Source organism: Planotetraspora silvatica, from assembly GCF_016863315.1.
In the GTDB taxonomy this organism is placed as follows: Bacteria; Actinomycetota; Actinomycetes; order Streptosporangiales; family Streptosporangiaceae; genus Planotetraspora; species Planotetraspora silvatica.
In genome coordinates, this window is the sequence record NZ_BOOQ01000049.1 from 1 (window position 1) to 16,984 (window position 16,984).

Annotated in this window: 15 protein-coding genes; 10 read left to right on the top strand and 5 right to left on the bottom strand. The window is 69.4% G+C overall.

All coding sequences use genetic code 11. The annotated features are described in order from the left end of the window. Window positions 1–252: 252 nt before the first annotated feature. Both Psi02_RS32275 and Psi02_RS32280 read right to left on the bottom strand, forming a co-directional pair. Window positions 253–885 carry a hypothetical protein gene (locus Psi02_RS32275; RefSeq protein WP_239095347.1) on the bottom strand — a complete coding sequence of 211 codons (633 nt, stop codon included), beginning with the start codon at window positions 883–885 and terminating at the stop codon, window positions 253–255. Between the two features lie 243 nt (window positions 886–1,128). After that, entirely contained in the window at window positions 1,129–1,908 is a 780-nt protein-coding gene (locus Psi02_RS32280; RefSeq protein WP_203952009.1) for an HAD-IIA family hydrolase, read from the bottom strand. A 151-nt stretch (window positions 1,909–2,059) separates the two neighbouring features. Here Psi02_RS32280 and Psi02_RS32285 point away from each other — a divergent pair, with 151 nt between their 5' ends. Continuing rightward, window positions 2,060–3,103 (top strand): LLM class flavin-dependent oxidoreductase, encoded by a 1,044-nt coding sequence (locus tag Psi02_RS32285; protein WP_203979629.1) that lies wholly within the window; start codon window positions 2,060–2,062, stop codon window positions 3,101–3,103. A 161-nt stretch (window positions 3,104–3,264) separates the two neighbouring features. Here Psi02_RS32285 and Psi02_RS32290 read toward each other — a convergent pair whose 3' ends face one another. Then, window positions 3,265–4,161 (bottom strand): TIGR03619 family F420-dependent LLM class oxidoreductase, encoded by an 897-nt coding sequence (locus Psi02_RS32290; protein ID WP_203979630.1) that lies wholly within the window; start codon window positions 4,159–4,161, stop codon window positions 3,265–3,267. 60 nt (window positions 4,162–4,221) lie between these two features. On the opposite strand from Psi02_RS32290, the gene Psi02_RS32295 reads away from it, so the two are divergent. Together Psi02_RS32295 and Psi02_RS32300 are read left to right on the top strand one after the other, a co-directional pair. Beyond that, window positions 4,222–5,199, top strand: a complete 978-nt coding sequence (locus Psi02_RS32295; protein WP_203979631.1) for a phosphotransferase family protein — start codon at window positions 4,222–4,224, stop codon at window positions 5,197–5,199. A 23-nt stretch (window positions 5,200–5,222) separates the two neighbouring features. Continuing rightward, window positions 5,223–5,495, top strand: a complete 273-nt coding sequence (locus tag Psi02_RS32300; protein WP_203952013.1) for a TFIIB-type zinc ribbon-containing protein — start codon at window positions 5,223–5,225, stop codon at window positions 5,493–5,495. A gap of 184 nt (window positions 5,496–5,679) precedes the next feature. Here the strand turns inward: Psi02_RS32300 and Psi02_RS32305 are convergent, their stop codons facing one another. Then, entirely contained in the window at window positions 5,680–6,654 is a 975-nt protein-coding gene (locus Psi02_RS32305; RefSeq protein WP_203979632.1) for a hypothetical protein, read from the bottom strand. Window positions 6,655–6,884: 230 nt separating this feature from the next. On the opposite strand from Psi02_RS32305, the gene efeU reads away from it, so the two are divergent. The 7 genes from efeU (at window position 6,885) to Psi02_RS32340 (ending at window position 14,827) form a co-directional block, all read left to right on the top strand. After that, complete coding sequence (gene efeU / locus Psi02_RS32310) at window positions 6,885–7,736, top strand: iron uptake transporter permease EfeU (RefSeq protein ID WP_203979633.1); 852 nt, start codon at window positions 6,885–6,887, stop codon at window positions 7,734–7,736. Between the two features lie 31 nt (window positions 7,737–7,767). Next, window positions 7,768–8,907, top strand: coding sequence for an iron uptake system protein EfeO (efeO, locus tag Psi02_RS32315; protein WP_203979634.1), 1,140 nt, complete (start codon window positions 7,768–7,770; stop codon window positions 8,905–8,907). Beyond that, window positions 8,904–10,160: an iron uptake transporter deferrochelatase/peroxidase subunit gene (gene efeB / locus Psi02_RS32320; RefSeq protein ID WP_203979635.1), complete on the top strand. Its 1,257-nt coding sequence runs from the start codon at window positions 8,904–8,906 to the stop codon at window positions 10,158–10,160. The genes efeO and efeB overlap by 4 nt, the downstream gene beginning before the upstream one ends. A gap of 168 nt (window positions 10,161–10,328) precedes the next feature. Beyond that, window positions 10,329–11,444 (top strand): hypothetical protein, encoded by a 1,116-nt coding sequence (locus Psi02_RS32325; protein ID WP_203979636.1) that lies wholly within the window; start codon window positions 10,329–10,331, stop codon window positions 11,442–11,444. 26 nt (window positions 11,445–11,470) lie between these two features. Then, window positions 11,471–12,637: a toxic anion resistance protein gene (locus tag Psi02_RS32330; protein ID WP_239095348.1), complete on the top strand. Its 1,167-nt coding sequence runs from the start codon at window positions 11,471–11,473 to the stop codon at window positions 12,635–12,637. Beyond that, window positions 12,634–14,220 (top strand): VWA domain-containing protein, encoded by a 1,587-nt coding sequence (locus Psi02_RS32335; protein ID WP_203979637.1) that lies wholly within the window; start codon window positions 12,634–12,636, stop codon window positions 14,218–14,220. Before Psi02_RS32330 ends, Psi02_RS32335 begins: the two co-directional genes overlap by 4 nt. Beyond that, window positions 14,207–14,827: a hypothetical protein gene (locus Psi02_RS32340; RefSeq protein WP_203979638.1), complete on the top strand. Its 621-nt coding sequence runs from the start codon at window positions 14,207–14,209 to the stop codon at window positions 14,825–14,827. The genes Psi02_RS32335 and Psi02_RS32340 overlap by 14 nt, the downstream gene beginning before the upstream one ends. 78 nt (window positions 14,828–14,905) lie before the next feature. Here Psi02_RS32340 and Psi02_RS32345 read toward each other — a convergent pair whose 3' ends face one another. Beyond that, window positions 14,906–16,936, bottom strand: coding sequence for a CehA/McbA family metallohydrolase (locus Psi02_RS32345; protein WP_203979639.1), 2,031 nt, complete (start codon window positions 16,934–16,936; stop codon window positions 14,906–14,908). Between the last annotated feature and the right edge of the window lie 48 nt (window positions 16,937–16,984).

A 16,984-nucleotide genomic window follows, 5' to 3' on the forward strand; every position in this document is an offset into this window, starting at 1 on the left:
TAATCGACGCTGAGGCGGGCACATGAAGGAATCACCCGTGAGCGAATCCACTCGCGGGCGATCCCCGACCGCACCGATAGGCCGCCACCACGCCAAGGCGTCACAGAGGCCAGCGGATTCAGTGAGGTCATGGGCCAGCGGGATCGGCAGCGCGAGGCCACGCCGCCAACCGGTGCGCGGTCGATCCCGGGCTTCGATCCCGCCGATCCGACCAGTCCAACTGGTCCAACTGGCCCAACTGGCCCAGCAGCCTTAGACGGCCCGATCCTCCATCTCCCAGATGTGGTCGATGACATGCCAGGCGATGCGGCGTGCCGCGTAGCGGGCGGACCAGCCCTGCTCGACCATCAGACCTCCGGACGACGGCCGGCCGAGGACCTCGGCGATCTCCGCCCGCATGGCGGTGAGGGCGGCCCCGTCCTTCAACGGCTTGTGCCGTACGCCGATCTTCTTGGCGTACGCGCGCTCGGCCTCGACCACGTGGGAGACCATCTTGTCGCGGTCCCGGCCGCCTCCTCGCGGGCCCTTGCGCAGCTCCTCGGGCGAGACCGCGGCGACCTCCTCGAACACGGCCCAGGAGGCCTTGATCAGCGCGACGGCGCGAGCCGCCTCGTTCTCTGGGATCGGCTCCTGGTCGAGCTCGGGCATGGCGATGGGCGCGCCGAAGTCGGTGATCGCGTCGCCCTTGACCCGTTCGACCACGACGGGGTCGCCGGGATCGAAGTCCAGGCCGGCCCGTCCCGCGATGACGCGATATCTCTCGACGTAATGCATCAGATTCTCGAGGGCGGCCTCCTCGGACCTGCCGATCCTGCACCAGCCCGGCCAGTCGACCGAGCACGCGAAAACCTTCTTGGGGCCGAGTTCGAGATACACGCGGTTCATACCGCCCAGCATCACACGCGTACCTGCCAGGGCCTGGCAGGTTTCGGCACGGACCAAGGGCGAACCGATCTAAGCCATTTCGATTCAAGCCGGTTCAACAGACCAGCCCAAATCAGACCAGCTCAGACCAGGCCCCGCGCAGATCCGGGCCCAGCGCAGGTCCGGGCTCAGGCCATTCAGGCCGGCTCGGATCAGGCCCAGCCCAGGCCCAGCGCAGATCCGGGCCCAGGCCATTCAGGCCATTCAGACCAGATCGATGAGATCGGCCACCGAGGTGACCACCTGGGACGGCCGGAACGGGTAACGGTCGATCTGCTCCTTCTGGGTGACGCCGGTGAGCACGAGGAACGTGTGCAGGCCCGCCTCGATGCCGCACACGACGTCGGTGTCCATCCGGTCGCCGATCATGGCCGTGCTCTCGCTGTGCGCGTCGATCTGGTTGAGAGCGCTGCGCATCATCATCGGGTTGGGCTTGCCGATGAAGTACGGGTCCACCCCGGTGGCCTTGGTGATCATGGCGGCCACGGCGCCACAGGCGGGCAGCGAACCCTCGTTCGAGGGTCCCACGGCATCGGGGTTGGTCGCGATGAACCGGGCGCCGTTGTCGATCAGCCGGATGGCCCGGGTGATCGCGGTGAAGCTGTACGTCCGCGTCTCGCCCAGGACGACGTAGTCGGGATCGAGATCGGTCAGCACGTACCCCACCTCGTGCAACGCCGTGGTGAGACCCGCCTCGCCGATCACGTAGGCGGATCCCTCGGGCCGCTGAGCGGCCAGGAACTTGGCGGTGGCGAGCGCGGACGTCCAGATCGCCTCTGGCGGCACCTCCAGACCCGCCGCGCGCAGCCGTACGGACAGGTCCCTGGGGGTGTATATCGAGTTGTTCGTGAGAACGAGGAACCGCTTCCCCGACTCGCGCAGACGCTTGATGAACTCGTCGGCGCCCGGCACCGGCTGGCCCTCGTGAACCAGTACTCCGTCCATGTCGGACAGCCAGGATTCGATCGGCTTTCGCTCGCTCATGTGCCCAGCATGTCAGCTCAGCCGTTGTCCGGCATAACCGGAGATCGCCTCGGGAGGCCCGGGAGTGAGCCACCCCGAGAAACAGATGGAAACCGGCTGGAAAACCGGGACTCTCGGAAATAACCGGAGTCAGCCGCCGGTTAGCCCCTCCATGGGCAAGGACAACATCCGCGGTGTGCCGCACGGGTCGGCCGAGGTACCGCTGTCGATTCTGGAGCTCGCGACCGTCAGCGAGGGAAGCTCCCCGTCCGAGTCGCTCGCCGAGGCCACGGAGCTGGCCCGCAGCGCGGAAGAGTGGGGTTACCACCGGATCTGGGTCGCCGAGCACCACGGCATGCCGGGCATCGCGAGCTCGTCACCGGCCGTCGTCATCGCGCACCTCGCGGCGGCGACCCGCTCCATCCGCATCGGGTCCGGCGGGGTGATGTTGCCCAACCACGCTCCGCTGGTCATCGCCGAGCAGTTCGGAACCCTGCACGCGCTGCATCCCGAGCGCATCGACCTCGGGCTCGGCCGTGCCCCCGGCACCGACATGGCGACCGCCAACGCTCTGCGCCGCTCCGCCGAGGTCGATCCGGACGACTTCCCGCGCGCGCTGGCCGAGCTCACCGGCTTCCTCGACGGCTCCTTCCCCGCCGGGCACCCGTACGCGAAGATCCAGGCCGTGCCCGCCTCGTCCACCCGCCCGCCGATCTGGCTTCTCGGCTCGAGTGGCTTCAGCGCGCAACTGGCCGGGATCCTTGGCCTCCCGTTCGCTTTCGCTCACCATTTCAGCGCCGCCAACACCGAGCCCGCGCTGGACCTCTACCGGTCGACGTTCCAGCCGTCCGAGGTGCTCGACGAGCCGTACTCCATGATCGGAGTCGCCGCCATCGCGGCCGACACCGATGAGGAGGCCCTGCGCCAGGCCATGCCCGGCGCGCTGTCGTTCCTGCGCCTGCGGTCCGGCCGTCCGGGCCGGTTCCCGACACCCGAGGCCGCGCAGGAGTACCAGTACTCGCCTCTGGAGGCCGAGTTCGTCCGCGATCGCCTGTCCACCACGGTGTACGGCGACCCCGAGACCGTCAGGAACGGTCTGGAGGAGCTCCGCAAGCGCACCGGCGCCGACGAACTCATGATCACGACCATGGTCCACGGCGCGGCGGAGCGCCGGCGGTCCTACGAGCTCATCGCGAAGGCGTACGGCATGGCGTGAGGCGACACGACGCGAGGCGACACGACGTGAGGCGACACGACGCGAGGCGACACGACGCGAGAGGACATGCCGTACGCCGGCACGATGTGTGACGGGTGAGTGAGCAGGCCGGGTGAGCCGGGTGAGACGTCAGGACGAGAGCCCGGCGAGCACGGCGACACTTACGAAGCCGGGGCGAGTTCCTCCAGCGCCTCCTCCGCACGGCACATCGACTCCCGCGGATCGGCGTCGGGGTTGCCGATCTCGGGATTGAAGTTGAGGTCGTGGAACACCTCGGTCACGCCCTTGGCCGCGAGCATCTCGACGTCCTCACGGATCTTCGCGTACGGCCCGGCCAGCGGTCCCGCGGCGTCATTGCCCGGCTGAGTGACGCCGCGGACGATGAACCGGAGCGCAGCCGGGTCACGCCCGGCCTCGACGGCCGCGTCCTTCACGATGGAGATCTGCTCATCGATCTTCGACAGGTCGGCCCGGCTGGAGCTGATCCACCCTTCCGCCAGCCGCCCCACGCGCCGGAGAGCCACCGGAGCGGCTCCTCCCAGCAGGATCGCCGGCGGCGTGGACGGCCTGGGGGCCTGGTTCACCGGGGGCACCTCGTAGAACTCGCCCTCGTGCTGGACCAGGTCCTCGGTCCAGAACTTCCGGAGCAGCTCGATGGCCTCCTCTGACCGCTTTCCGCGCCGTTCGAGCAGAACGCCCGAGGCGATGAACTCCTCGGGGAGCCAGCCGAGGCCGAAACCCGCGTCCAGCCGGCCGCCGGAGACGATTTGCAGAGTGGCGAGTTGCTTGGCCAGCAGCGCCGGAGAGTAGAAGGGCAGATTCAGCACGGCGACGCCGAGCCGTATCCGCTCGGTGAGCCCGGCCAGGAACGAAAGGACGACGGTGGGGTCCTGCACGCTGCGGTAGGCCGGCGCCAGCGGGTTCTCGGCCGGGTGGAGCAGCCGCTGGAAGGTCCACAGCTCGTTGTAGCCGAGATCCTCGGCCCGGCGCGCGACCCTCTGCATGTTCTCCCGCGTGGACCACGAACCAGAGACCGGAACGGCGAAGCCAATCTTCATACCGGCACCCTAGGCTAGAGCGGTGAACGATCAGCCTCTCCGCGCCCCCACCGGCTGAGCATGTTGAAGGAGGACGCCGCCTCGGCGACGCTCATCGACGAACTCGTACGGCTCGCGCCCGGCGGCGGGGCCGTCACGGTGCTCAAGGAAACCCGCGTGCTGGTCGTGCGCGTCGGCGACGTGGTGATCAAGGCCCACCCGCCCGGAACCGTCGAGCGTGATCTGCGCAGCCGCCTGGACGCCGCCCGCGGGCTGCCGGGAGTGATGCTCGCGCCCCTCGCTCTGGAGCGCCTAGAAAACCTGGAGCGCCGCGAACGCCCGGAGCGCCGCGAGCACCCGGAGCACCCGGTCGGCCGGCTTGTCACGATCTGGCCCGCCGGCGAGGCCCTCTCCCCCGACGACCTCGCCGATGGGACGATGCCGGAGGACGCCTGGGAAGAGGGGGCCCGGCTACTCGCACGGTTGCACGCCACTCCTCCGCCTCGCGGGATGCCGCAGGCCGGCGGCCCCGAACGGCTGGGCAAGGCCATGGCCGAGCTCGCCCGGGTCGCCGACTCGGCGGACACGCGGCAGATCAGGCACGTCATGCGGATCCGGCAGGCGTACCAGACTCTTGCGGGACCGCTACGCGCCGCCGATCAGCGCCTTCTGTCGCCCGGCGCCCGGCTCGCGCTGACGCACGGCGACTGGCACCTCGGGCAACTCGTCCGCCATGAGGGCGCGTGGCTGCTCATCGACCCGGACGATCTGGGCGTGGGCGATCCCGCGTGGGATCTCGCGCGTCCCGCGGCGTGGTTCGCGTCCGGGCTGCTCGACCCCGACCTGTGGCACAGCTTCTTATCCGCATATATCGGTGCGGGTGGAACCGCCGTGTCACACGACGACCCCTGGCGGGAACTCGACCTGCCGGCCCGGGCGTTGACCGTCCAACTGGCCGCGACGGCCGTGGTTACGGCGATGAGGGCGGGAAGCGCCCCCGACGAGGTGGCCGTGGCCCTGGTGTCTTCCTGCGGAAGGATCGTCGCGGCGGCCGGCTAGAGACGAGAGGGAGAGGGTTAGTCATGGAGTGTCCCAAGTGCCGGGGCCACATGCGGATGTTCGACCGCAACGGGATCCACATCGAGCAGTGTGACAACTGCAAGGGGATCTTCCTCGACTACGGCGAGCTGGAGACGCTGACCCGGATGGAGACCCAGTGGGCGCAGCAGCAGTACGCGCCCCCGCCCGCCCCCGGTGGCCCCGCGTGGGGCGCGCCGCATGGCGGGCACGGCGGCCACTATGGCCACCACGGTCACCGCAACCGCAGCTGGGTGGGCATGCTCTTCTCCAGCTGAGCCCCCGAACTTCATGAGAAAGGCCGCGGTCTCCCGACCACGGCCTTTTCACATCCCGCCGCCTCAGATCCGGACCGTCGTCACATCCCGCTCGACGTCACACCCGGACCGTGGTCACATCCCGCCGGACCTCACACCCGGACGGACGTCACGCCCAAGCCCTCGACGGGCTGAGGCGAGCCGGTCAGGACGGGAAGTCGTCCGGGTTCACGGCGCTGGAGCGGGCGTTGCCCCCCTTCACCCGGTTGAGGGTGATCGTCCAGGTGCTCCAGCGGACCTGCGTGGCCGTATACGTCGTCCGGAACGGCAACGAGTCCTCGAACCGCTCGAAGGTGCAGTTGCGGGTGAAGGCGCGCGCCGCCCGGTCGTAGTCGGCCCCGGTGGTGAAGTAGACGCGGTAGCTGCCGTCCTTGATGTTGGAGACCCTGGCGGAGGACTTCTTCCGCACGTACACGCTGACGGCTTTCTGCTTCCCCTTGAGCAGGGTGACGACGCCGTCCTGCGTGCCGCCGTTCTTGATGGTCAAGCTTCCCCGTCCGCCGCGGATGCGCGAGCTCACCACGGTCCCGTTGCCGAGGCGGCGGCTCCGCTCCTTGGGCGGCTTGAGACCGATCTCAGCGCTGCTGTAGTTGCCGTCCTGGTCCGCGAGGGCGGCGCCGGCCTCTTTGAGGCCGGTGAACTCATCCGATTTGCCGAGCCGGGCGAGCACCGCCGCGGAGGTGCAGAGGGTCTGATCGCTGATCGCGTCGCGAATCGTGACCAGTTCGCCGTCCATCCGGCGCAGCGCCTCGACGTAGCCCTGGTGCTGCTGCCTGGTCTCCACGGGCGCCTGGAGGTCGCCGAGCCGGGCCGCGGCGCCGTCGACGGCGTCTTGTGCCTTCTGCATCCGCTGGTCGAGCGACTTGAACGTACGAGCCTTGGCGATGGCCGCGAACGCGGCGCCGACGGGCTTGCCCGCGGTGTCCAGATCGATCTGGTACGCCTCGGGCGTCATCCCCGCGGGGACCGGCGGCGATGAGGGCGGGGAGTCCTGCGAGGCCTGTGATGGAGCGCCTGAGGCCGCCGCCGAGCCGGAGTTGTCAGAGCCGTTGTCTCCGGTGCAGGCCGCCAAGGCGAGCACCGCGGCCAGGGAGACGACCGTGAGCCGAGAGGTGATCACCTACACCACTTTTTACGGATTGATCAGGATGTGTCAATGTACGCGAAGCGTCAATACGGGCACCTCTCGGCCGACATGCCGCACGGCGGCACAGGTGTCTGACGCCCGCGGGCCTCGGGCGACCCTTGAGGTGACAGGTGACTACCCCCGTCACATTCGCCACCGCCTCTTGCGAGTAAGGTAACCCTGACCTAATTTAGGTGAGGCTAACCCCACCCCCGGAGGGCCCTGTGTTCGCGAGCTACCTCATCGGCCTCCGAGAAGGCCTGGAGGCCACCCTTGTGGTCTCCATCTTGGTCGCCTTCCTGGTCAAGAGCGACCGTCGCGACAGGCTCCCCCTCGTGTGGGCGGGCGTCACCGCCGCCGTGGTGCTCTCCGTCGGCTTCGGCGCGCTGCTCACCTTCACCGCCGCGCATCTGGACTCGCGGCAACACGAGTTCTTCGACGCCGTGACGTCCCTGGCCGCCACGGTGTTCGTGACCTTCATGGTCTTCTGGATGCGCACGGCGGCACGCCGGATGTCCGGCGAGCTCCGCGAGAAGCTGAGCGAGGCGCTCCAGCTCGGCGCGGGCGCGGTCGTCGTCATGGCCTTCCTCACCGTCGCGCGTGAGGGGCTGGAGACCGCGCTCCTGTGGTTCGCCGCCGTGCAGGGCGCCACGACGACCGCCACTCCCCTGATCGGCATCAGCCTGGGTCTGCTCACGGCCGTCGCGCTCGGCTGGGGCATCTACCGCAGCGCGCTGCGGATCAACCTCACCAAGTTCTTCACCTGGACCGGCCTCCTGCTGATCCTCGTCGCCGCCGGCATCTTCAAGTACGGCGTGCACGATCTGCAGGAGGCGGGCGTCGTGGGCGGCCTCGCCACCCACGCCTTCGACATCAGCGGCGTCCTCGACCCGAGCGCGTGGTACTCGGCGCTCCTCAGCGGCATGTTCAATATCACCGCTCAGCCGACCGTCCTGGAGACCATCGCCTGGGTCGTCTACGCCGTGCCCGTCCTCGTCCTGTTCCTCCTTCCCGCGGGCCGGCGGCCGGCCAAGCCTGCGGCGAAGTCCCCCACTCCCCCCGTCACCGCCTCCTGAGATTCGTTTCCTTACTTTTCTGGAGTACCTGATGCGCACCACCCCCGCTGTCGCAGTCGCCATCGCTTCCCTTGGCCTTCTCGCCGCGGCGTGCTCCAGTGCTGACAGCCCCACCGCGGCGTCGAGCGGCCAGGCCAAGCCCGGCAAGATCACCGTCGCGGCCAGCGACACCGACTGCAAGGTCGCCTCGACCCAGCTCCCCGCCGGCACCTCGACGTTCACCATCACCAACGGCGGCAGCAAGGTCACCGAGTTCTACGTGTACGCCGCCGGCGACCGCGTGATGGGCGAGGTCGAGAACATCGTCCCCGGCCTCACCCGCGACGTCATCGTCGAGTTGCCCGCGGGCACGTACGAGACCGCCTGCAAGCCCGGGATGATCGGCAACGGCATCCGCAACCCGCTCACGGTGACCGGCGAGCACAAGCCGCTGACCGACGACGCGAAGCTGGCCGACGCCACCGCCAGCTACAAGCGGTACGTGCAGACCCAGTCCGAGGCCCTGCTCACCAAGACGCAGGAGTTCGTGGACGCCGTCAAGGCCGGCGACATCGACAAGGCCAAGGCGCTCTTCCCGGTCGCCAGGACCTACTGGGAGCGCATCGAGCCGGTCGCCGAGGTGTTCGGCGACCTCGACCCGGCCATCGACGCCCGTGAGAACGACGTCGAGAAGGGCCAGGAGTGGACCGGCTTCCACAAGATCGAGAAGGATCTGTGGGTCGAGAAGGACATCAGCAAGGACGGCCCGCTGGCCGACAAGCTGATCGCCGACGTCACGACGATCACGCAGAAGGCGAACGCCGCGACGCTCTCCCCCGTGCAGCTCGGCAACGGCGCGAAGGAACTCCTCGACGAGGTCGCCACCGGCAAGATCACCGGCGAGGAGGACCGCTACTCGCACACCGACCTGTGGGACTTCGACGCCAACCTCCAGGGCTCCCAGGCGTCCGTCCAGGCGCTGCGGCCTGTCCTCGAGGAGCGCGACCCCGCGCTCGTGAAGACGCTCGACGAGAAGTTCGCCGCGGCTGAGGCCGCTCTCGAGGTCCACCGCCAGGGTGACGGGTGGAAGTTGCACAACGAGCTGACCAAGGACGACCTGAAGAAGCTCTCCGACACCATCAACGCCCTGGCCGAGCCGATCAGCAAGGTCGCGGCGGTGATCGCCCAGTGACCCGGATCAGCCGCCGCGGGCTGCTCGGCCTGGGGGCCGCCGGTGTCGCGGGCGTGGCCGCCGCCGGCGCCGGCGCCGTGGTGACCCGCTCGCTGCTCGACGAGCCCACGGCCCACGCCGCGTCGACGGCCGACCCGTTCCCGTTCTACGGCGCTCACCAGGCGGGCATCATCACCCCGGCCCAGGACCGGTTACACTTCGTCGCGTTCGACGTGATCACCTCGGACCGCGCCGAGCTTCTCGACCTGCTCCAGGACTGGACGTCCGCGGCCGCGCGGATGACCCAGGGGAAGGACGCGGGGACGTTCGGCGCGGTCGGCGGGTCTCCCGAGGCGCCGCCGGACGACACGGGCGAGGCCCTCGGCCTGCCCGCGTCGGGCCTGACCCTGACCGTCGGCTTCGGCCCGTCGCTGTTCGACAAGCGGTTCGGGCTGGCCGATCGCCGGCCCCCCGCGCTGGCCGACCTGCCGTCGTTCCCCGGGGAGAAGCTCTCGGCCGACATCTCCGGTGGAGACATCTGCGTGCAGGCCTGCGCGCACGATCCGCAGGTGGCCGTGCACGCGATCCGCAACCTGGCCAGGATCGGGTTCGGCAGAGTGTCGGTCCGCTACTCGCAGCTGGGTTTCGGCCGCACCTCCTCGACCTCCAGGGCGCAGGCGACTCCGCGCAACCTCATGGGGTTCAAGGACGGGACGGAGAACATCAAGCTCGAGGACACCTCGATGCTGACCGACCACGTCTGGGCGGCCTCCGGCGACGGACCCGCGTGGATGGACGGCGGAAGCTACCTCGTCACCCGCAAGATCCGCATGCACATCGAGACCTGGGACCGCACGTCGCTCAGCGAGCAGGAGGCGATCTTCGGGCGGGACAAGGGCAAGGGCGCCCCGCTCACCGGCAAGAACGAGTTCGACCAGCCCGACTTCGCGAAGACCGGCCCGGACGGCCTGCCCGTCATCGCCGCCGACGCCCACGTACGGCTGGCGCACCCGTCGATCCACGGCGGGGCCCGCCTGCTGCGGCGCGGTTACAACTTCGTCGACGGGTCCGACGGCCTGGGACGGCTCGACGCCGGGTTGTTCTTCATGGCCTACCAGCGTGACCCGCGCAACCAGTTCGTCCCGATCCAGACGGAGCTCGCCGCCAAGGATTCGCTGAACGAATACATCCAGCACGTCTCCAGCGGCCTGTTCGCGTGCCCGCCGGGTGTTACGGACGGCGGTGATTTCTGGGGCCGCACGCTATTCGCGTGAAAATTCATATGAAGATTCGGTGAACGATCACTGAATTCTCACGACGCCGTCTTTTCCTCGCGCACCATTAATTTCAGTTTCACCGCGTGATCTCACGCCGACTATGCGAGTGCTGCATAATTCGGGATGCGGGCCGTTCGGCCTACGGGAGTGCACGAAGGAAAACGAATGAAGCGATGGATCGGCGTCGGACTGGCGCTGCTCCTCGGCGGGGCCGTCGTCGTGGCCATCGTCCTGGGCGGCGGGGGAAACGGGGACGAGGGCGACGCGAAGGGTCTCACGACGGTCCGCGGGGTCATCGGATCGGAGAAGAAGCCCTTCTTCGACGATCCGCAGGTCCAGGCGGCGTTCGCCAAGCACGGATTGCGGGTCGAGGTCGACACCGCCGGGTCGCGGCAGATCGCCACCTCGGTCGACCTCGGTAAATACGACTTCGCATTCCCCTCCAGCGTCCCGGCCGCGGAGAAGATCAAGCAGGATCGCAAGGCCGCGCGCACGTTCTCGCCCTTCTACTCGCCGATGGCGATCGCCACTTTCGAGCCGATCGCGGACGTGCTGACCAAGGCGGGCGTGGTCCACGACTCGGGGTCCGGCTACCAGGTGCTCGACGTCAAGAAATATCTGGACATGGTCGGCAAGGGCACCCGATGGGACTCCCTGCCGGGCAACACGGCCTATCCGGCACGTAAGCGCGTCCTGCTCACCACCACCGACGTGCGGACGTCCAACTCGGCCGCCATGTACCTGGCCATCACCAGCTACGTCGCGAACGGCGACGACGTCGTCAACTCCTCGGCGCAGACCGCGAAGGTCGCCGAGACGATCTCCCCGCTGTTCCTCGACCAGGGCTACTCGGAGTCGTCGAGCGAGGCCCCCTTCGAGGACTACCTCGCGATGGGCGCGGGGAAGACGCCGATGGTCGTCATCTACGAGGCGCAGTACGCCTCCCATCTCTTCGCCGGCGACGGGGCCATCCGGCCGGACATGCGGCTGCTGTACCCGTCCCCGACCGTGTTGAGCAAGCACACGCTCGTGCCGTTCAACGACAACGCCGCCGAGGTCGGCAGGCTGCTGCAGGAGGATCCGGAGTTCGCGCGGCTGGAGACGCGGTACGGCTTCCGCACCGCGGACCCGAAGGTCTTCGCCGGCCTGGTGGCCTCGTCCAAGGCCGGGATTCCCGGCAGTCTGGTCGACGTGGTCGAGCCGCCCACCTACGAACACCTGGAGCGGCTGATCTCCACCATCGAGCAGCGCTACCTGGCCAGCGGCAAGCCCTCCTCGTGAACCACCCCCCTAAGGAGAACCGAACAGTGTCCAACGACCTGGTGCTGACTCCGCCCGCTCCCGTGGCGGCGGTGCCGGCTGAGAAGGCGGCCACGATGTTGCCGCTGCCGGACGAGCGCGGCGCCGAACTGGCCCAGAAGGCGGCGGGATTCGCCGAGGAACTCGCCACGATCGACCCGCGGTCGCCGGAGTTCACCAAGAAGGTGCATGACATCTCCTCCATGGGCGACTCGGAGATCAGGGCGTCCTCGCAGGTCGCCAACCGCATGCTGAAGCGCCCGGTCGCCGCGCTCGCCTCGGCGAAGGGCGAGGGCGCCGACGGCCAGGTCCAGGTGGCCAACCAGCTCGTCGCGCTGCGCCGTACGATCGTGGACCTCGACCCCAAGCAGGCCGCCAGCGGGACGAAACGCCTGCTCGGCCTCATCCCCTTCGGCGACAGGCTGCGTGACTACTTCGCGAAGTACCAGAGCGCGCAAAAGCACATCGACGACATCATCCGCGCCCTCAAGTCGGGGCAGGACGAGCTGCTCAAGGACAACGCCGCGATCGAGGGCGAGAAGGCGAACCTCTGGGAGTCGATGACCAAGCTGCAGGAGTACGCGGTGCTCGCGGCGGCGCTCGACTCGGCCCTGGAGCAGAAGATCAACGAGATCGAGCTGACCGACCAGGAGAGGGCGACGGCTCTGCGCTCGGACGCCCTGTTCGGTGTCCGGCAGAAGCACCAGGACCTGCTCACCCAGCTCGCCGTCTCCGCGCAGGGATACCTGGCGCTCGATCTGATCCGCAAGAACAACCTCGAGCTCATCAAGGGTGTGGACCGCGCCACGACCACGACCGTCTCGGCGCTGCGCACCGCCGTCACCGTCGCCCAGGCGCTTGCCAACCAGAAGCTCGTGCTCGACCAGATCTCCGCGCTGAACGCCACGACCTCGGACCTGATCCTCGCCACCAGCGAGATGTTGAAGACCCAGGCCGGGCAGATCCAGACGCAGGCGGCCTCCACCTCGGTGGACATGGACGCGCTGCGCAAGGCGTTCGACAACATCTACTCGACCATGGACATGATCGACACGTTCAAGGCCAAGGCCGTGGAGAGCATGGCGGTCACGGTCGACAGCCTGACCCTGGAGATCGACCACGCCAAGACCTACCTGGAGCGGGCCCGCCGCGGCGACGAGGCGATCGGTTCATGATCCGGTTCACGGGCAGGCGGATCGCCGCCGCCCTCCTCACCGTGCTGGTCGCCACGACCGCGGCGGCCTGCTCGGGCGACGACGGGCAGCCGGTGGCGCAGGACGGGCCGGACGTCCTGCGCGTCCTCGCCGGCAGCGAGGTCAAGGACCTGGAACCACTGCTGAAGGAGGCCGCCGGGGCCGTCGGCGTCCAGGTGGCGCTGACCTACACCGGGACCCTCGACGGCGCCGAGATGGTCGCGAGCGGCGGCGCCGACGGCCACTACGACGCCACGTGGTTCTCCTCCAACCGTTACCTCTCGCTGATCGACGGGGCGCCCGCCCGGCTGTCGACGCAGACCAAGGTCATGGTCTCCCCCGTCCTGCTGGGGCTGAAGTCGAGCAAGGCCCACGCCCTCGGCTGGGACACCAAGCAGGTCACGTGGGCGGACATCGCGGCGGCGGCCAGGGAGAAGAAGTTCACCTTCGGCATGACCAACCCGGCGTCGTCCAACTCGGGCTTCTCCGCCCTGGTCGGGGTGACCGCCGCCCTCTCCGACGCGGGCGAGGCCCTGGACAAGACGCAGATCGCGGCGGCGACACCGAAGCTCAAGGAGTTCTTCTCCGCGCAGACCCTCACCGCGGGCTCGTCGGGCTGGCTGGCCGACGCGTACGCGAAGCAGGAGTCGGTCGACGGCCTGATCAACTACGAGTCGGTGCTGCTCGGCCTGGAGGGCAGGGTCAAGGAGCCGCTCACGATCATCTACCCGAGCGACGGCGTGGTGACCGCCGACTATCCGCTCACGCTCCTCGCCTCCTCCGCCAAGAAGGACCTGTACGGCAAGCTCGCCACCTGGCTGCGCACGCCGGACATCCAGCGGAAGATCATGACGACGACCTTCCGGCGGCCGATCGTGCCCGAAGTCCGGCCCGACCAGAGGTTCGGCTCGGCCCAGCTCGTGGAGCTGCCCTTCCCCAACCGGCGCAGCGCCGCCGACGAGCTGATCAGCGCGTACCTCAACCAGGTCCGCCGCCCCTCGCGGACGCTCTTCGTCCTCGACACCTCCGGCTCGATGGGGGGTGACCGGATCGCGTCGCTCAAGCAGGCGCTCAGCACGCTGACCGGTGCGGACACCTCCGCGTCCGGGCAGTTCTCCCGGTTCCGCGACCGCGAGACCGTCACACTGCTGCCGTTCAGCTCACACCCCGGAGTCCCGCGGACGTTCACCGTGCCGGAGACGAGTCCCGACCCGGTCCTGCGCGAGATCAGATCGTACGGCGACAGCCTCGTCGCCGAGGGCGGCACCGCGATCTACGACAGCCTCCGGGCCGCCTACGACACGGTGGCGCTGCAACCGAGCGACGGCGACTTCACCTCGATCGTTCTGATGACCGACGGCGAGAACACCGACGGCTCGTCCTACGACGACTTCGCCGCGTACTACGGCACGACACCGAAGAACGTCCGGACCTTCGTGGTCCTGTTCGGCGACAGCGACGTGGAGGAGATGGGCAAGGTGGCGGCCCTCACCGGCGGAGCCACCTTCGACGCCCGTGAAGGCTCCCTCTCGTCGGCGTTCAAGGAGATCCGTGGCTACCAGTGACCGGATCCTCGGCTACCTCGGGTCGACGAAGAACATCGTCGGCTCGGGTCTGGCCATCGTCGGCCTCGTCCTGCACTTCCTCGGTCTGGCGGGCTCCCTGTGGCCCATCGTCGTCGGCGGGCTGTACGGGATCGGCGCGCTGCTGGCGCCGCCCGACCGGGTGCGGCTGACGATCTCCCACGCGGAGGTCGAGACGAAACAGCTCCGGGCCGACCTCGACGCGCTCGTGTCCAAGGTGTCGGGCGCCAGATTCCCCGAGGACGTCGTGGCCAGGGTGGACGGGCTGGCCGGGATCCTGCGGGACATCCTGGCCAGGGCCGAGGCGCTCACCTCCTCCCCCGACCAGCTCCACGTGGTGTCCCAGGCGATCCGCGACTACCTCCCGACGAGCCTGGAGGCTTACGCGAACCTGCCCAGGTCGTACGCCCTGACCCGCCGGGGCGAACGCGAGCGAAGTGCGCACGAGGAGCTGATCTCCCAGCTCGACCTGCTGGAGAAGGGGCTCGCCACCATCGCGGACGCCGTCTACAAGGGCGACGAGCAGGCGCTCAGGGACCAGGGCAGGTTCCTGCGGGACCGGTTCGGGGGCTCCCAGCTCGACCTGTGACACGCTGTTACCGGCTCTGGCAAGAGCCCTGGCCGGCTGTGACCGCCCGTGAATCAGAGCGCTGATCACGGGCACCGGTCAGGACGTGATCGCCAGGCGCGCCGCGTAGACCGTGCGGGCCTTCTCGATGAGATCGAGGTGGTCGTCGAGTTGCGCGGCGTCCTCCAGCCGGGCGTGACCGCTCACGAGGTCCTCCAGCAGGTCCAGCCACCTCATGCACCAGCGGACGTCCTCGGGCCGGGCGACGTGCCTGCACGCGACGTCGAGATAGACGGGGCTGGAGTGGGCGAACGTCTCCCCGTTCGCCGCCACCGGGTGGCCGTGGCCCGTCGCCACAGCCACCACGTAGGTGGGGGCGTCCACGACCAGGGAGGTGACGAGCTCGCCTCCCGGACCGGCGGCGAGCACGCCGTCGGCCGTCCGGAGCGCCAGGCGTTCCACCCCGTGTCCGGCCGCCCGTGCCCTGATCGTCACGTGGTCGCCCGGGGACAGGTCGAGCGTCTCCCCCGGTTCCCTGCCGTCCACCGTCAGCTCGAGCCACGGGCCGTTGGTGGCGAAGGTCCTGCCCTGCCGTACGGCACGGGCGAACGACTCGGCCGACAGGGGGCCGTCCGTGCGGGCGTAGACCCGTTCCCAGCCGGGCGGGTTGGAGACCGTCTCCTGGCGGGTGAAGGAGAGCATCGTGTCGGTGCCCGCGAGCGCGGCGAGCCGGTTGCCGGCGCCGATCAGCCTCCGGTAGACCTCCACGGTGCCGGACAGCTCGGAGAAATGCAGGAGCTCCATGCCGTCCATCAGGCCGAGCGCGGCGTCGACGACGAGCGCCCGGCCCGAGCAGTTCCGCCGCCCGCCGGCGATGACGTCCTCCGGCGAGGCGACGGGCCCGTGAAACGGGTGGGCGTAACCCAGCACCGCGTTCAGCTCGCGCAGCTCGCCGCACGCCGTGGCGTTGGGCGGCCAGTCGGGGGCGTCGGAGAAACCGGTGTGATAGGTCGACGGCGGTGCGGCCAGGCCGAAGGCGTGGACGTGCCCGAGCAGGTCGTTGCGGTATTCGACGCCCATGCGCGCGATGTGGGCGGCGTCCGACCACGGCAGATCGCGGCCGGCCCAGTGCTGGAGCGCCTCCCGGTCGTAGACGCGCTCGCCTGAGACGTTGCCCGCGACGAGGTTGAGCACGTGCAGGTCCTCGCCGTGCTGCGCCGCCGCCGCGTCGGCGGGGCCCGCGACCAGGTCGCCCGCCCAGTTGAGGTGGACGTGGAGGTCGGCGCCGTACCACCCGCGCGCGGCGGCGTCGAAGATCCGCTCAGGCGTCAGCTCGACGAGCGTCTCGCGCCATGCCTGGGGGGTCACGGTCACCTCCTCCGTGCCGTACTCCATGCCGCGGCCGACGCGGACGGTCAGCGGCTCGGCGGCCGGGACGTCGAGCACGAGGTCGTCACCATGGAAGAAGGGGATGCCGTGGTAGTCCCGCCGGCGGGGCGCCCCCTTCGGGTACCACCCCTGCCCGCCCTCCGAGACCACGGTCCAGCGGCACGGGAACCCGGCGCGCAGCCGCACCCTCGCGGGAACGGCCGCGCGCGTCATGGCCGCCAGGTCCACCGCCTCACCGCCGACGGTCACGGTGGAAGAGCTCGTGGCCTCGAGCAACCTGGCGCCGCGCGGCCGGATCTCGTACGGCACGGCGTCGACGGTCACCACGGCCCCGGTGTCCAGCGCGGAGTCGACGAGCAGGATGAGGGGCACGGGGTCCGCGGACAGGACGGCGCTCACGACAGAGGCCTCGAGCCGGTGCCCGTGCGCGGACAGCCTGAGCACGGTCAGCCCGCTGGGCACGCCGCCGTCGAGCACCTGGCGGAACGCCTCACCGAGCTCGCCGGGCTCATCGGGCTCATCGGGCTCACCTGGCTCACCGGGGTCGCCGGGCTCACCTCGCTCGCCGGGCCCGTCCGGGGCGTCCATTCTCCCGGCTTCCTTGGGGAAGCGGAGAAAGGGCATCAACCGCACGTAGGACAGCGGCGGCTCACCCCAGGTGAGCCCGTGCTCGGCCAGGAGCGCCCGGTACTCCTCCAGAGCCCGCGCGACCGGTGGCGGCGTCATCGGATCCTGATGCATCGTGCCTCCCCGCTTCGACGACACCGCGATCGTCTCCGCAGGCGTTCT